The organism is Pelatocladus sp. (assembly GCF_059505505.1).
On sequence record NZ_JCACKS010000253.1, the window covers coordinates 1 to 16,841 of the forward strand.

Annotated in this window: 14 protein-coding genes, 1 pseudogene and 1 riboswitch; of the genes and pseudogenes, 11 read left to right on the forward strand and 4 right to left on the reverse strand. The window is 39.0% G+C overall.

The features are described from left to right. Nucleotides 1-989 precede the first annotated feature (989 nt). The 8 genes from AC5JMK_RS26295 (at nt 990) to AC5JMK_RS26330 (ending at nt 9,757) form a co-directional block, all read left to right on the forward strand. Nucleotides 990-1,367 (forward strand): hypothetical protein, encoded by a 378-nt coding sequence (locus tag AC5JMK_RS26295; protein WP_096676995.1) that lies wholly within the window; start codon nt 990-992, stop codon nt 1,365-1,367. 146 nt (nt 1,368-1,513) lie between these two features. Further along, the gene (locus AC5JMK_RS26300) at nt 1,514-3,268 is read left to right on the forward strand and encodes an alpha/beta hydrolase (RefSeq protein ID WP_495911329.1); all 1,755 of its coding nucleotides are present in this window, start codon (nt 1,514-1,516) and stop codon (nt 3,266-3,268) included. A gap of 136 nt (nt 3,269-3,404) precedes the next feature. Further along, a riboswitch (guanidine-I (ykkC/yxkD leader) is annotated at nt 3,405-3,517 on the forward strand. 80 nt (nt 3,518-3,597) lie between these two features. After that, entirely contained in the window at nt 3,598-4,791 is a 1,194-nt protein-coding gene (speB, locus tag AC5JMK_RS26305; protein WP_495911330.1) for an agmatinase, read from the forward strand. 3 nt (nt 4,792-4,794) lie between these two features. Further along, a complete protein-coding gene (hypA, locus tag AC5JMK_RS26310; RefSeq protein WP_495911331.1) occupies nt 4,795-5,157 on the forward strand; it encodes a hydrogenase maturation nickel metallochaperone HypA in 363 nt (120 codons plus the stop codon). Continuing rightward, the gene (hypB, locus tag AC5JMK_RS26315; RefSeq protein WP_495911332.1) at nt 5,141-5,815 is read left to right on the forward strand and encodes a hydrogenase nickel incorporation protein HypB; all 675 of its coding nucleotides are present in this window, start codon (nt 5,141-5,143) and stop codon (nt 5,813-5,815) included. The genes hypA and hypB overlap by 17 nt, the downstream gene beginning before the upstream one ends. Nucleotides 5,816-5,922: 107 nt before the next feature. Beyond that, nucleotides 5,923-7,089 (forward strand): cysteine desulfurase family protein, encoded by a 1,167-nt coding sequence (locus AC5JMK_RS26320; protein WP_096676999.1) that lies wholly within the window; start codon nt 5,923-5,925, stop codon nt 7,087-7,089. Between the two features lie 316 nt (nt 7,090-7,405). Then, on the forward strand, nt 7,406-8,143 hold the full coding sequence (locus AC5JMK_RS26325; RefSeq protein ID WP_495911333.1) for an LmeA family phospholipid-binding protein: 738 nt from the start codon (nt 7,406-7,408) through the stop codon (nt 8,141-8,143). A 414-nt stretch (nt 8,144-8,557) separates the two neighbouring features. Continuing rightward, entirely contained in the window at nt 8,558-9,757 is a 1,200-nt protein-coding gene (locus AC5JMK_RS26330) for a DUF4336 domain-containing protein (protein ID WP_495911334.1), read from the forward strand. 226 nt (nt 9,758-9,983) lie between these two features. On the opposite strand, the gene AC5JMK_RS26335 is transcribed toward AC5JMK_RS26330, so the two are convergent. Further along, nucleotides 9,984-10,460, reverse strand: a complete 477-nt coding sequence (locus AC5JMK_RS26335) for a hypothetical protein (protein ID WP_495911335.1) — start codon at nt 10,458-10,460, stop codon at nt 9,984-9,986. Nucleotides 10,461-10,755: 295 nt separating this feature from the next. Between AC5JMK_RS26335 and AC5JMK_RS26340 the strand changes: the two are divergent. Next, nucleotides 10,756-10,888, forward strand: a pseudogene (locus tag AC5JMK_RS26340) (IS982 family transposase); the annotation flags it as partial. 72 nt (nt 10,889-10,960) lie between these two features. Here the strand turns inward: AC5JMK_RS26340 and AC5JMK_RS26345 are convergent. Continuing rightward, nucleotides 10,961-11,467: a hypothetical protein gene (locus tag AC5JMK_RS26345; protein ID WP_096677001.1), complete on the reverse strand. Its 507-nt coding sequence runs from the start codon at nt 11,465-11,467 to the stop codon at nt 10,961-10,963. A gap of 232 nt (nt 11,468-11,699) precedes the next feature. On the opposite strand from AC5JMK_RS26345, the gene AC5JMK_RS26350 reads away from it, so the two are divergent. Beyond that, nucleotides 11,700-12,188, forward strand: coding sequence for a DUF1269 domain-containing protein (locus AC5JMK_RS26350; RefSeq protein ID WP_096677002.1), 489 nt, complete (start codon nt 11,700-11,702; stop codon nt 12,186-12,188). A gap of 271 nt (nt 12,189-12,459) precedes the next feature. On the opposite strand, the gene sir is transcribed toward AC5JMK_RS26350, so the two are convergent. Both sir and AC5JMK_RS26360 read right to left on the reverse strand, forming a co-directional pair. Then, a complete protein-coding gene (sir, locus tag AC5JMK_RS26355) occupies nt 12,460-14,373 on the reverse strand; it encodes a sulfite reductase, ferredoxin dependent (RefSeq protein ID WP_495911336.1) in 1,914 nt (637 codons plus the stop codon). 287 nt (nt 14,374-14,660) lie between these two features. Further along, entirely contained in the window at nt 14,661-15,206 is a 546-nt protein-coding gene (locus AC5JMK_RS26360) for a putative outer membrane beta-barrel protein (protein WP_096677004.1), read from the reverse strand. A gap of 845 nt (nt 15,207-16,051) precedes the next feature. Between AC5JMK_RS26360 and AC5JMK_RS26365 the strand changes: the two genes are divergently transcribed. Continuing rightward, nucleotides 16,052-16,795, forward strand: a complete 744-nt coding sequence (locus AC5JMK_RS26365) for an SGNH/GDSL hydrolase family protein (protein ID WP_096677005.1) — start codon at nt 16,052-16,054, stop codon at nt 16,793-16,795. Nucleotides 16,796-16,841: the final 46 nt, after the last annotated feature.

Genomic DNA, 16,841 nt, shown 5'->3' on the forward strand with positions numbered 1-16,841 from the left:
CCCAAAAATCATTTCGGCGAACCCAAAAATCATTTCGGCGAACCCAAAAATCATTTCGGCGAACCCAAAAATCATTGAAGCAGAAAGCCTCTCCCCTTAATAAGGCTACGGTGTACACAGAAGTCTTATAAAGTTGCCTAGTAGCGTTTTGATCCCCCCTAACCCCCCTTAAAAAAGGGGGAACTAGAATCAAAGTCCCCCTTTTTTCTAGCGTAGCGGCGCGTCAGCGCGGGGATTTAGGGGGATCAGAGGATTTATGTGTACACCGCAGCCTTAATAAGGGGAGAGGTTTGGAGAGGGGTAAAAATCTATGCTTCAAAACGAGAAATACAGACTTCCATATTTTTCCTTTTTCGTATGAAACCACCCTCCTTTCGTCCGCCCTTCGCAAGAGAGGACAGAGGAGTTCTTTCTATGCATCTTCATATGGAAATGGTATAAGTCCTATTCTGATCAAAAAATATTTATAACTTCCTTATATAAATCCAGTAATTTGATTAAGGTGGTCTATGTTGCTTGTTGCTTGATTTAATATCATTTCTTGCAAGATTAAATCAAGACAAACTTAACAAAAAGAGTCCAACAGGCATCAAATAATCCCTTCTATCATTTTGGAAGGGATTTTTATTTTTATACAAACTAATTTTTTAATAAATCAAATATCCTTGTTTTAAGATGGTTTACAAGATTTAAGCTCAAACTTCTTATGACTTTCTTATAAGTTCCTTATTTTTATCCAGTAAATTTATCAAGGATGCTCAAAAGCTGCTTATAGCTTGATTCAACTACTCTAATTGTTTGGAAAATCATAGATAAAATTTCATAAACTGCCATGTCTTCTCCTAAATTTCTGAATGTATTTATAGGATTGAAAGTGACATATTTTTGTCCAATTTTATATCTATAAAAATCATTCAAGCATCCAAGAATTTTTCAAAAATATTCGGTACTTACCTTTCTACCAATAAAACATCTACCTTCGGCGACTTATGAACCACATTGAAATCAAACTGCTGTTCTCACTTCCCAAAGATGTAGCAAAAATCATCTATAGAATAGCTGATGAAGTTGTACAACCTCAATGTTGTTTTGGAAACGCTATGTTGTTGTCACAACACTTTCCAGACGTAGATTATGTCGAAGGATACTATCGTTTATGCATTCATCACGCCTGGAATTGCTACAAGGGTATTCACTTTGATATTACATCTGAAAGGTTTGGCGGGGGAAAACCACCTTATAGAGCAGTCATTCAAGGCTGTTTGAGAAATTTGGAGGAAAAATATCCAATCCCGGCTGATTACCCAGTTTATGATGGAATAGTAATTCCTTTTCTAGATCGGTGGAAAGAAAAGCGATCGCATTAGCGATTAATATATCCAACAATAGTATCTCCTGACACCCTCATTTTGTTTTTATACTGAGATAGAAAGTAAAGCCATCACTATAATTTACTGTCACTGACAAGCTAAATTCGCATAATTTCTAGCAAAAAATAGGTGAGGGTGTTCTAATGTCAAATTTAAAATTTGCTCAAAAAATATCCAAAAGTATAGATAAGCTTATACAAGATGTCAAAAACCATACAACAAACGGATTCCCACAATCCAGACGCAGAAAATCCCAAAATTATATTAGGTGGTTTTGTAGTGGTATTGCGATCGCCACTTATTTGATACCAAGTCTTATTCCTCGTCCTGTGTTGAGTGCAGAACGCTTAACCTTATCCTACGGTTTGTTGGAGCGTTCTATCCCAGTTGAATCTTTAGAAAATTACGCCAGAACAGGTAAAATTGATGACGAATTAGCCGCGTATTTTCAGTACGCACCCAAAGAACGACTACAGCAGCTCAAAGAACTATTGTTGACTCCTATTCCCTTGAATGCGGTACAAGTTTCGCAGTTTCTTTACACACCAATAGGCGAGAGATTGCTAGAAAATTTCGCAACAGTGATTGAGGGTGATAGTCGGGCGACTGGATTATATGGAATTCGTGCAGCATTAATTTTAGCTGCGGCTGAACCGGAAGGCTTAACTTTATTGAATGTAGTACGGAAATTTCCCTCAAGTCAGATTTCCATTAATTTAGCCCGCGCTCTAGAGTTAACCAACCTAGCCCAAAATTTTCTCAATCAGACTCAAAAAGCGATCGCACTGATTGAAAAAGAAGCTAGCCAAGAAGTAACAACTAATTCCGCAGAGAATACCAACACCACCATCAACTTACTGCAACCAGGGCCTTATAAATGGCGAAAGCAACCTATTATCCTCAATGACGCTTCTCGCAGTCGTACATATCCGGCGGATATTTACTTACCACAAGTTTCTAGCCCCAGACCAGTGATTGTCATCTCCCACGGACTGGGTTCTGATCGAACCAGCTTTGTTTACTTAGCCGAATATCTAGTTTCCCGTGGATTTGTGGTTGCAGTTCCAGAACATCTTGGTAGCAACGCGGCGCAATTGCAAGCCTTATTATCAGGTAGATCGGCAGAAATTACCAGTCCCAGAGAATTTATTGATCGACCTTTAGATGTAAAATTTCTTTTGGATCAACTCACTAAACTTTCCCAATCCAATCCCATTTTTCAAGGACGCTTAAATTTGGAACAAGTAGGCGTTATTGGTCAATCTTTTGGAGGCTACACAGTTTTAGCATTAGCAGGCGCACCGATTAACTTTCCCCAAATCCAAAAAAGTTGTCCACCTTCACAAGATACCCTCAACGTCTCACTTTTACTTCAGTGCTTGACTGCGGAATTACCCTTAACTGGTCAGTATGATCTATCTGATCCACGCATTAAAGCAGCGATCGCCATTAACCCAGTTGACAGTATTGTTCTTGGTAAAGACAGCCTCAGTCAAATCAAAATACCAGTGATGATTGTCAGTAGTAGTAAAGATACAGCAGCTCCACCTTTACCTGAACAAATTCAACCTTTTACTTGGTTAACAACTGCCAACAAATATTTAGCATTGATCAGTAATGGTACACACTTTTCGACAATTGCAGAATCACCAAACGGTGCTATTCCAGTACCCGAACAAGTGATCGGCCCAAATCCAGCCTTAGCACAACGCTATGTTAAATTTTTAAGCCTGTCTTTTTTTCAAACTTATGTTGCTAATCAACCAAATTACTTGCCTTACTTAAATGGAAATTACATTAACAGAATTAGTCAGCAACCATTACCACTATCATTAGTGCGATCGCTCGATTTGAATACTGGTAATACTTCTCAAGTTCAGATCAGTAGTGATAAATAGTACTAATTCTGAAGCTTGTAGACTATTATCAATATTTTGTAACCTTTAATACTTTTTATGTTAAGAATTTATGATAATTGTAGAGATGAATATAAAAAATCAAACAGTAAAAACGACTATTAGTAATCAGGTAAAAATTAATAGCTTCTAGGGTTCCGATTTAACTATTTTGAAGTTAAATGACTGGTCCGAGAGAAGCACCCAGTTTAGAAAAAACTGGCCACACGGCGGGAAAAAAGCCCGGGAGATACATAGCAGAATGTTAACTGTTATGGTTTACCTGGGCTATAGTTTTGTCTTGCAAATCTTAGAATTTCATTTCGCAAAACATGAGTGAACAATCTTTTAGTGATCCTAATTCTCATTTCCAGCCAAATTCTACGCAAGCAGAACGTGCTATGGAAAAAGAAGCCAATTTACCGCTAACTGGTTGGCAGCAGGAAGTTTCTAGAGGATTAGAATTTGGATTAGAAGCAGCAGATAGTATACGCGATCGCTCGATTCCAACCTTTTCTCGTGGTGAACTTCCTCACTTTGCTGGGATTAATACTTTCTTAAAAGCACCCTATTTGGAAGATGTGCGGAAAGTAGGTGAATATGACGTGGCGATCGTCGGCGTACCGCACGATTCTGGAACTACCTATCGACCTGGAACGCGTTTTGGCCCTCAAGGAATTCGCCGAATCTCTGCATTATACACTCCTTATAACTTTGAATTGGGTGTAGACTTGCGCGAGCAAATTACTTTATGTGATGTAGGTGACATTTTCACGATTCCAGCTAATAATGAAAAGTCCTTTGATCAGATTTCTAAAGGCATTGCACATATCTTTAATTCTGGTGCATTCCCTATAATTTTGGGAGGAGATCATTCAATAGGCTTTCCCACAGTTCGTGGTGTTTGTCGTCATTTAGATGATAAAAAAGTCGGAATTATTCACTTTGATCGCCATGTGGATACCCAGGAAACAGACCTAGATGAACGTATGCATACTTGTCCCTGGTTTCATGCTACAAATATCAAAAATGCTCCAGCCAAAAATCTGGTGCAATTGGGAATTGGTGGTTGGCAAGTACCGCGTCAAGGTGTAAAAGTTTGTCGAGAAAGAGCCACCAATATCTTAACAGTAACAGACATTACTGAAATGGGGTTAGATGCAGCCGTCAACTTTGCGCTAGAAAGAGCATTAGACGGTACAGATTGCGTTTATATCAGTTTCGATATTGACTGTATTGATGCAGGGTTTGTGCCTGGAACTGGTTGGCCCGAACCCGGTGGATTATTACCCCGTGAGGCGCTATATTTGCTGGGTAAAATTGTCCAAAACGTACCTGTTTGTGGACTAGAAGTTGTGGAAGTTTCACCGCCTTATGATATCAGCGATATGACATCATTAATGGCAGCACGAGTCATTTGTGATACGATGGCACATTTAGTTATATCAGGTCAATTACCACGCAAAGAAAAACCTGCATATATTCACCCCGCAACCCAATCAGATTCAGTGGAGGAATGGAGATAAACTTTGCACGAAACTGATATGACAAAAGCACTAATTTTAACAGTGAAAGATTGGTGGGAATCCCAACCTGAACGCCTAGAAATTTCTCAAATTCACTTAATTGTTGGTAAATTCACTTGCGTTGAACCTGCAAGTTTACAATTTGCTTTTGAAGTACAAACGCGCAATACCTTTTTAGAAAACGTCAAACTGATAATTAAAGAAACACCACTAATTGCCTTTTGTCATCATTGTCAACAAGAATATTCACCCAAAATTGGTTTACAGTACGCTTGTCCTGAATGTAATTCCTCAATGGAGGATATTCGCTCAGGTAGAGAATTGAAAATTGATAGGATTGAGTACGCTTATGCATCAAACTTTTGACGCAGCATTAGGAATTAACTTACTCCATGCTAATCAACAAGGCGCTGATCACAACCGAGCGCATTTTGACGAATGGGGAATTACTTGTTTCAATATCATGAGTAGTCCTGGCGCTGGTAAAACTGCATTACTAGAATGTACCCTTGCTGCTTTAACTAATGAATTCAAAATCGCTGTCATTGAAGGCGATATGACAACCGATTTAGATGCAGAAAAATTGCGAAAATATGGTGTTCCTGTAATTGCAATTAATACAGGTCGTTCCTGTCATTTAGATGCCAAAATGGTAGCAGGTGGAATTCATCGATTGGAACATGAATATAATCCTTCAAACATTGATTTAGTGCTGGTGGAAAATGTTGGTAATCTAGTTTGTCCTGCGGAGTTTGAAGTCGGAGAACACGCCAAAGTTGCTTTGTTAAGTATTACTGAAGGTGAAGATAAACCACTGAAGTATCCAATTATGTTTCAAGAAGCCGATTGTTTGCTGATTACAAAAATAGATTTGGCTCCTTATCTAGATATTGATATTAGCCGCATTGAGGCAAATGTCCGTCAAATGAATCGCGATGTTGAGATTATTCCTGTTTCTACTAAAGCAAGTGAGGGATTAGAAGTTTGGTTTAATTGGGTGCGTAGACAGGTAACAGCTTGTTGACCAATATATGCTTTTTCTGATGAATTTGCCCTTTTAAAGCGAGAAAACGAATTATACAAAGTTCTGAGTATATTAAAAAATATAGGTCAAATTTTAATTGAAAAATTATGTCTCATCGTCCTATTTATCTCGATAACCACGCCACCACACCTGTAGATGAACGGGTACTAGCAGCAATGCTACCCTACTTTACCGAACACTTTGGCAACCCTTCCAGTATTAATCATATTTATGGTTGGGAAACCGAAGCAGCTGTCAAAAAATCACGAGAAATATTAGCACAAGCCATCAACGCTACACCAGAAGAAATTGTTTTTACTAGTGGTGCAACAGAAGCCAATAATTTAGCGATTAAAGGAGTTGCAGAAGCTTATTTTCAAAAAGGACAGCATATTATTACTGTTGCGACTGAACATAATGCTGTGCTTGATCCTTGTAAATATCTGCAAACTCTCGGTTTTGAAATTACAATTCTCCCTGTTCAAACAGACGGACTTATAGATTTAACTCAATTAGAAAAAGCGTTTCGTCCTGACACAATTTTAGTTTCGGTGATAGCTGCAAATAACGAAATTGGGGTATTGCAACCATTGGCGGAAATTGGTGCGATGTGTCGAGAACGCGGTGTAATTTTTCATAGTGATGCTGCTCAAGCTATTGGTAAGATTCCTTTAGATGTACAGGCAATGCAAATTGACCTGATGTCATTCACAGCACATAAAGTTTATGGACCCAAGGGAATCGGTGCATTGTATGTCCGGCGTCGCAATCCCAGGGTGCAATTAGCTGCACAACAACACGGCGGTGGACATGAACGAGGAATGCGTTCTGGCACTTTGTATACACCGCAAATTATCGGTTTTGGTAAGGCGGTAGAAATAGCTTTGCAAGCACAAGCTACAGAAAATCAATATCTCACCCAACTCCGACAAAGATTATGGGAGCAACTTTCCCAGTTAGAGGGAATTCACCTCAACGGCCATCCTACTCAGCGATTAGCAGGAAATTTGAATATTAGTATTGAGGGGGTGGATGGAGCTGCATTACTGTTGGGATTGCAATCAGTTATGGCAGTTTCTTCTGGTTCGGCTTGTTCTTCAGCAACCACTGCACCTTCCCACGTCCTCACAGCCTTGGGACATACAGAACAGTTGGCTTATGCATCATTAAGATTCGGTATTGGTAGGTTTAATACAGCAGAGGAGATAGATCAAGTAGCACAACACACTATTTCTACGGTTCAAAGTTTAAGAAAGCAGAAGATATTACTGTAAAAAAAACTACGTTAATGTATCGGCTTACATTGCGAATGTATCGGCTTACATTGCGAATGTATCAGCTTACATTGTTAATGTATCGACTCACATTGCGAATGTATCGGCTTACATTGTTAATGTATCGACTTACATTGCGAATGCACCAACTTATACCATCTTGGATCTTGGATTACGTGCAAGATATCACTTCTACTGTTAATAATTCCCCTTTCCCCGTTCCTCGTTCCCTTACTCACATATATAACTTAATGCAGATACACTCATAAGTGATGAGCGTTTCAATGAAGCAGAAGACTTTAGAAAAACATAGCTCATGTCGCAAGAACGAAAAATAGAGGAGAATTTACTCTCTCAAGCAGCAGAGAACACCCTGTCTAAGCAGTTGGATGAAGCACAAAAGATAGATGTAGATGTGCAAACAGATTTGCTAAAAATAGTTCAAGGACAAGCAGACACTGTTTCTTTTGCAGGAGAAGGTATAGAAATTCAAGAAGTTCGTATACAAGAAATAGAGGTACAAACAGATCAAATTTCTATTAATCCTCTCAGTGCTATTTTTGGTCAAATTAAACTTGATCAACCCGTAAATACTAAAGCTCGTATAGTTCTAAAAGAGGCAGATATTAACCACGCTTTGACCTCAGATTTTGTTCGTAGCAAAATCAAATATTTAAATTTGAGTGTGGATGGTGAAACTGTAAGTTTACAACCAGATAAAATCCAGCTTTCTTTACCTGATGATAATATAATTCAAATAGATGGATTTGTGCAGATCAACGAACCAGCTAATACTACCAAAGTAGGCTTTACGGGAGTGTTTAGCCCACGTACTCTAGATAAACCCATCTTCATGAAAAATTTCAACTGTTTTCAAGGAGAGGGCATTTCTCTAAATATTGTTGTGGCATTCTTGAACAAGATCAAAGAATTAGTCAACTCGCCATATCTAGAATTTGATAATGTGTGGTTTCGGATTATTAATATGGAAGTACAAAAAGGCAGCATAATCTTTTTGGTCGAAGCGAGAATGAAGCAAATACCCACACTGTAGGATTATTTAAAATTAATTTTAAATGTGGAGAAACCCCTACTATCTACTAAAAAAATAGCAGGGGGATTTAAAAGACCATCAGTGCGTTTACTTATTCTTAATTGTTTAGAACACAGAGCGTCTCTACCTTTTGGTAGGAATAATTTTGATCTTGTTTCCTGATTTACTTCGCTTGACATTAAGAGGTTATTTGGAATGTTAGAACAAATGCACAGGAATGCAAATTGGGGGGGAGCATCCCAATTTTTTCAAAATACCATAAAGCAAAGGGTTTAAACCCTTTGCTAATAGCGCAAGTCGTCTTCAGACGACTTCATAAAATCAAACAGTCTGCTTCAGCAGAGTTTCACTATGAGACTGCGATTGAAATCGCAGGCGTTTTTTGAACATTTGGGATGCTCCCAATTGAGGTTTATGGCGCAGAAACGACACATGCATTTGAAAGATTGGTTATGGCCATTTTGGCCTGCTTTACCACTTTATCCTTATGGCAGACGACAGACATACTGCCATGAAGTTGTTGAGGACACAATCTGGACATTTGATCAACTGCATGGCATTCTCTACACTATCGTCCCCATTCGGATGACCGTTGTCAGCTTAGAAACGGATGGTTTGTTGGTATATGCACCTGTTGCTCCTACCAAAGAGTGTGTCGGCATGATGAATGAGTTGGTGGCAAGTTATGGTGATGTTAAGTATATAATTCTGCCCACCAGTTCTGGTTTAGAACACAAAATCTTCGTTGGCCCTTTTGCTAGATGCTTTCCCCAAGCGCAAGTTTTTGTTGCTCCCCATCAGTGGAGTTTTCCTATCAACTTACCATTAAGTTGGCTTGGCTTTCCCTCAAGACGTACTCACATTCTCCCAGAAAATCCTAGCCTTGCTCCAATGAGTAGTGAATTCGACTATGCAATCTTGGATATTGACTTGGGACGAGGATCTTTTGCAGAAGTTGCTTTTTTGCACAAGCGATCGCACACTCTATTGGTAACTGATTCTGTAGTGTCTATACCACAAGAAGCACCTGCAATTTTTCAATTAGACCCCTATCCCTTGTTATTTCACGCCAGAGACGACGCCTTAGAAGCGATCGAGGACAACGAAACCAACCGTCGCAAGGGATGGGAACGTATTTCATTGTTTGCGATTTATTTCCGTCCCAGTACGTTGGAGACAATTGGATTAGGTCAAGCATTTCGCGATGCACTCAAAGCACCAAATCGTTCCAGAAAAGTATATTTTGGTGTATTTCCATTTCGATGGCAAGAAAATTGGCAGCGATCGTTTGAAGCTTTACGAAATCAAGGGCGTCCATTTGTTGCACCAATTTTACAAACCCTGATTTTTCCTCAAGACCCCACACAAGTACTCAATTGGGCTGATCAGGTTGCTAATTGGGATTTTCAGCAAATTATTGCTTGTCACTTTGACTCACCAATTCAGGCTACTCCAGATCAATTTCGACAAGCATTTGCTTTTCTTGAGCAGAAATCTTCTGTAAGCGAAAATGATTCTTTGTTAGCAGAAGATACTAAATTTATTAGGGAACTTGAAGCAAATTTGATCAGATGGGGTGTAGCTACACCACCCAAGGAAGGGAATTATCAATAAAAAATTAAAAATTACACGTTAACGGCAGAGTACAAATTAAGGTTGTGGAATCGAAAGCGTAACCCTACATACAAACAAGAAGGGCTGGAATATTTGCGAAAAGCCCAAGAACTTTACCGCCCACGTGTTCCAATTTTGGCTCAACAACTGTCTAAGCTTGAACAGAAAATCAATTCGGGCGCTCCTGCATATAATTGATATTTTCCTCTTTACTGCTCTTGATTACTTATTGTTTGCTAAAGTAGAGTTTTCGCACCCTGTCATTACAACGATATAGACCGACAACTCGACCTTCTTGATCTCGCACAAATTCAAACTTATCTGCATATGTGTCTGCATATATAGGATATATAAGAAAAAGGTTTTGCCCAGCAACCCTGAGATGGGAGGGTAAATAACCTTTGCTCTTAAAATACAATCTATTGCTTGCTAAATTTATTTGAAATTCAGACTCTAATTCAGCAGAATAATAAGTACCAAGATAATCTGTTAATAGCTCTTTTGGAGAATCTAACATTTTTTCAAGAGTAGAGATTTTAATACCATTGCCGATATCTACTTTGACTATTATTTGAGTCAAACCTTCAGAAAACTCAATGTCATAATCAATCTCATTATCAACAGATTGAAAATGGTTGGTGTCAATCGGAACAATTTGAAAACGCATCCATGCTAATTTAGCCATTAATTTTTCATCTTTCATTTCTAATTCCCATATGCTTCCACTTGTGGAGTTATAATAAACTCCGGTTTTGTTCTGTAGTTCCACTACGGGTAAATTAATAGAGCTAATAGAACGCGAAATAGGTTTAACAATCTCTTGAATATAATCATTTTCTAAATAGATATCAGCAATTTGAAAAGCTAGTTTAGGTTTAGCGAATTCTCAACGTGGACATATAACCTTCTGCCCACCTACGGAAGCCGCTCTGCGTCTACGATCCTCTCTCTACCTTTCTTTGTAAATTTTATAGTTGGCTACAGGTTTTGGCTCGTGAAGGTTGCAGCATTCTACGTTTGATGGCTTTTGTGTACACATTGCAGCTTTTCATTGCATCTCACACATTACGCTTATTCCTCCGTCGCCGTTTTGGTATTGATGTTCTCACTTTTCAGTCCCAACCTATTTAATTCACATTAGGCGTAAATTAAAAATTGGTAAGAGGGACAAGGCGGACATGGAAAGGGAGAAAACTAGGAATTTTACTTAGCCACTTCAGCTTTCTCGACAGAGTTATTATCTACACCCAAAGTTAGCTGGAGAGGAGTATTTGACGGGTATGCTTTAACTACTTGCCGATAAACTTCGTAGTTTGTAGGTAAAGTTTTTTGTTGAGAACCTACTGTATAGGTCAGTTTATACTCCACGGCTTTTAGTATTTTGGGTGTACTCGCTTGTTCTTGAGGTTTTTTTCGTTGTTCTACTTCCGATACTGAAGGTCGTGGTGGTAAAGTTGGCCACCATAAACCTTTGTCATCAGGGCCGATTACTCTTCCAGGAGGCTTGATTCCATTACGATTTAGCAAAGAAACTGTAGCAAATGTTTCAAAGCGTGGTGATGGTTCATTCGCAAGATCGTATGCATATTTAACTTGCCACGTGTAAGTAGTTAAGGCTGTGGCTTCATACTGATTAGTAGTCAGAGTGCTGCAACTAGTAAGCGTGAGTGTTGTTAAACCAACCATCATCGAAAGCAAAAATCTCTTCATCAATTTCTCCAGAGCGATCGCCAATTTTTAAGGCTGATAAATACGAAAGTGAACACCATCGAAATTCTTGCCAATGACCGATGAAAAATTACTAATGATATAGGATAAATGACAGATGAATCAGAATAATATTAGTTGTCGCGATGGATATATCCCATTAGCGCAATATCAGTGTTTCTGACACACAATGCCTAGTTAGTGGTTGAATTTCATTAAATTCAGGAGATTACTAATGGCACATCTTACTGTATTAGAATTCCCCACAGCTGATGGTGCAGAGAGAATGGAAAGTAAATTGGCTGAACTACAGCAACAGCATTTGCTAGATATCCAAGACGCGGCTGTTGTTTCTTGGCCAAAAGGTAAAAGAAAGCCCAAAACTCGCCAGCTACATAACTTATCTGGATTAGGTGCGTTAGATGGTGCTTTCTGGGGATTACTGTTTGGTATCCTTTTCTTTATCCCAATTCTAGGGATAGCAATTGGTGCGGCGATTGGTGCTTTGACAGCCTCCTTTGCAGATGTTGGTATTGACGATAATTTCATCAAAAAAATTCGTGAAGAGGTTACTGAAGGAACTTCTGCACTTTTCCTACTCACCTCCAATGAGGTTGTTGAACGAATTGCAGAAGCTTTAAAAAACGAGGAGTTCAAGATTGTTGCTACTAATCTACCTCAAGAGCGAGAAGAAAAACTTAAAGAAGCCTTTGCTCATTCATAGTCACAAGTTCAGTAGCAATTAAGTATTAAGTTATAGATTGGGGGTGGGTTTACAAATCTGCCCCCATTTTTGCATGTTCCTTTTTGATGTGACATGCTCTAAGTGGGACAAATATTCAAAAAATCCGCCTGCGATTGAAATCGTAGTCTGACAGTTCTAGTCTGCTTAAAGCACACTACTTGATTTTATTAAGACTTTTGCTATCAGCTAACGGTTTAAACCGTTAGCGGTATAAAGATCCCCAACTTTTCTAAAAAATCGGGGATCTGTATTACTCTGTTTTTAAGTAAAGCTTTAACGCTTCATCCACCACATCCGTCATTGACTTTCCTTGGCTGTCAGCAGTTTTCTTCAGCACAGCATAAACATCATCGCGAACGGTAATCCGATGACGTCCTACAGTTGCAGCTTTAGCAAGTTTTGATTTGTAAGAGTCGGTAAACTTACGAATTGCATCAAAACCGACGCGATCGCAAAAATTTCCAAAGCTTTCGTCTTTTTTGCGTGACTTTTTAAAGTACACAAAAATTGGCTCTAGGAAACTTTCGATATCATTATGATGCAATTTCTCAATGTAAGCCTTTGCTAATCTGGTTTGATCTGGCGAACCACCCAACCATACTTGATAACTTTCTGGAGCGCTACCCACAAACCCAAGTTCCGCCATATACGGACGAGCGCAACCGTTAGGGCATCCAGTCATTCTCACCACAAAATGTTCATTTTGTAAACCCACTTTGGTTAACAAAGCGCGAATCCGCTCTAAAATTCCTGGAATCACCCTTTCTGATTCTGTAATTGCTAAACCGCAAGTAGGTAATGCTGGACAAGCCATCGAGTAACGGAAAATTTGGTCGATGCTGTCAACATTGGTGACAACACCATGACGATTGAGAATATCTTCTACAGCTTGCTTGCTTTGAGATTCGATATCGTAAAGAATCACATTTTGGTGGGGAGTTAAGCGGATCGGTAAGTTGTACTGCTCAACTATTTCCCGTAAAGCAGTTTTAAGTTGGAAGTCGCTTTCATCTTTGATCCGCCCATTGTCGATGGAAATACCCAAGAACAGCTTGCCATCACCTTGTTCATGCCAACCGAGGAAATCTTCATATTTCCACTCTGGCAGATTTTGGAAGGGTTCTAGTGGTTTACCAAAATATTCTTCCACCCTAGCCCGGAATTTATCAACGCCCCAATCGTGGATTAAATATTTTAATCTGGCGTGACGGCGGTCTGTGCGATCGCCATAATCCCTTTGAGTAGCGACAATGGCTTTCACCATATCGTAAACATCTGCTTTCGCCACGTAGCAAATCTCATCTGCAACTCTGGCGAAAGTTTCTTCTTTGTTGTGTGTACGTCCTAAACCACCACCAGCAAAGATATTAAATCCTGCTAGTTCTCCGTGATCATTATTAATTACTACCAAGGTAAGGTCTTGGCTATACAAATCAATTGAATTATCTCCCGGAACCGTGACGCAAACTTTAAATTTGCGTGGCATGTAGTGAGTGCCGTAAATGGGTTCTTCTTTGTCATGTAAAACAGCACCAGTACTATTACTTTCTCTTGCTGCTTTGACTTCTGGGTTTTCTTCACCACTAATGGCTTTTTCGCCATCTAACCAAATTTCGTAATAAGCGCCAGTTTGTGGTGTCAGTAACTCAGCTACATTCTCGGCATATTCCCAAGCGTACTGATATTCTGCTTTATTTTTAAAAGGTGCGGGGGGAGCCATGACATTGCGGTTGACATCACCACAAGCTCCCAAGGTCGAACCCATGTTTGTCACAATAGTGGCGATCGCTGCTTTTAGATTTTTCTTTAAAATCCCGTGTAATTGAAATCCTTGCCGAGTGGTAGCACGCAAAGTATGATTGCCATACTCATCAGCTAGTTTATCCAGAGTCAGGTATAACTGCGGTGGTACAAAACCACCAGGATTTCTTGTCCGCAGCATGAACTGATAATCTTTTTCCTGCCCTTTGGCCCGATTATCTCGGTTATCTTGCTGATAAGAGCCGTGAAACTTGAGGATTTGTACCGCATCTTCACTAAAATGCGTTGTATCCTCAAGAATTTCTGTGGCTACTGGTTCACGCAAACAATTACTGCGTTCTTTGATTGCTTCTACTTTAGAAGGCTTACGGCTGGCGATGGGAAGAGGAGCGGATTTAACCATTGCAAATTGTATAATATTTTCAAGAAGTCATCGATAAGCGCCGAAGCGTGAATTTGGAAGCACTGATTCGGCTAAATTTTTCCGGTAATCCGGTCGGGGATAAGAAGAATAGTTTAATCTTAACACGATAAAAAACTGGGTTTTTCAGTAATGCAATACCTAACAAACCCAGCAATCTTACTTATAAATTATCAGTTATTTGTTACGTTAGCCAAAAATTTTTGGCTAACGTAACAAACAAGCTACTTCAAAAAGGAGTGTAGGGGAGTAAGGGTGTGGGGGTATAGCTACTTAAACCGATAGCCGATACCACCATTAAGACTTACAGCAGAAGCAGAACTATTTTTATAAGCATTAATTCCTAAAGTGGTATTGCCGTAAACAAGAAAGTTTTTACCAACTTCAGATTCTACACCAGCAACAACTGCCACAGCATCTTTGTTGCCACTAGGGGTTCGTTTACCATCTGTCTCCACGAATTGATAACCAACGCCCACAAAAGCATTAGTATTTTTAGCAATTCCCACGTCGGCGGAAACATAGGGAATAATCGCGCTCGTCTTATCACTAAAGTTAATCTGACCGCGTGCAGAAAAAGGAGTACTACCAAGCTTCACGCGACCAGCAACATTCCCACCTAATGTTGCAGAATCATTACTTTGTCCACCATTTGTAACACCAGCAGCAAGACCAGCACCGACGTAGCTTGCATCTGTACCTTTCTTAGTAGGAATAGGTTGAGCAGAAGCAGCATTAATAGATAGAAAAATAGGAGCAATTACCAAAGAAGATAAAGCAGAAAATGTCAAAAAAGACTTCAGAAAACGTTGCATAATTTCGACCAAATTTTGTAGGAGTTGCTTTTATATACAAAGTCGAAAATTCTAAATACATGTTCCAATTTTGATTAAGTGTTTTTAATTTTAATTAAAAAAATAAAATGAGTATTCTATACATATAAATGCTTTGTATTACCAAAAATAGACAGTTTTTATGATGGCATAACCAAATTTAAACTAGGAACATTTTTACTAATTATTCGTCTTAAAGCTATTTTATTATTACCATAACTCGCCCAGAAATAAATTTCCAAGCTAACAGCAAAACTCCACTTAAAAGTGGACTAAAAGATTTTAGAGGATGTTTGAAAAGTCTAAATTGTTACTCATTTGGGCGATTAAAAATCGCGGCTATACGAGATAAAACCCGCCGACGTGGGTTTAAAACCTTTAATTTTCCATTAGTCCGTGTAGGCGGACTTCCTTTCAAGAAGCCGCTACGCGTCGCGCTTGTGTAGTAGCGAATTATATTCGCTCAATACTTTTCAAACATCCTCTTAGAGTCGTATGAAAACGAATTAAGCTATGTAACCCAGAATTAAAATTATTGGCGGACTAGAGGCGAAAAACAAATTTACAAACATGTAATAGCTAGCATAAAAATATGAATTAACCATTGATAGGTTATGCCCATCATAATGGTTATTTATAGTACTGTTATATTTAAATTAATAAATAACCAGGTTGCATTTTTTTCTAAACCCATATTTTGTACAGGTATGTTGTTGCATGTCTATACAGCAATTAGGAGAGTTTTATCATCAATTTTTAGCTCCTAATTATCTTAGCAACCGCGACCAATCAAGTTAACTGCATATTTTTATTAAAGAGGTAGTAATATGCGTCGTTGGTGGTTGATAACTTTAAGCATTATAGTTATGTTTGTGACTTTAGAAATCACAGGTGAGAGTACTATCAATGCAACAGCGTTGGGTGCAAACAAAAATAGTAAAACACGTTTGATTGCACAAAACTCTAGTTCTACACGAATTATGCCTCTTGGCGACTCAATTACTGGAGGAGAGGGAGGCCAAAACAGCTACCGTCGCTTACTTTGGTTTTATTTACTCAATGCAGGTTACGATGTTGATTTTGTTGGTTCACTCCGAGTTAATTGTGGCAGAACTCCTCCTCAACAAGATTTTGATTTAGATAATGAGGGTCATTGTGGTTGGCGAGCTGATCAGATACTAGCTCAGATTGACCAATGGGCAAGCAGCACTCGACCAAATATAGTGCTAATTCATTTGGGTACTAATGATTTAGGAAGTGGAGAAAGCCCAGAGAGTACTATTGAGGACATACGTGGAATTATTCAAAAGCTCCGATATTATAATCCATATGTAAAGATACTGCTGGCTCAAATTATTACAACTTGTGGTAGTGAGGAACGCAAAATATCATTTAATTCGCTGATTCCCAATCTTGCCAACCAAACCAATACATATCAATCACCTGTGATCGTCGTAGATCAGTATAGTGGCTTCAATGTGTCTGATACTATCGATGGATGTCACCCGAATAATACTGGCGAAGGAAAATTAGCCTCTCGTTGGTTTGAAGCTCTTAAGAAGATACTTTAGTCAAATTATTGATTCTCCCCACACCTAAAGGCGGGGGATTCTTGAA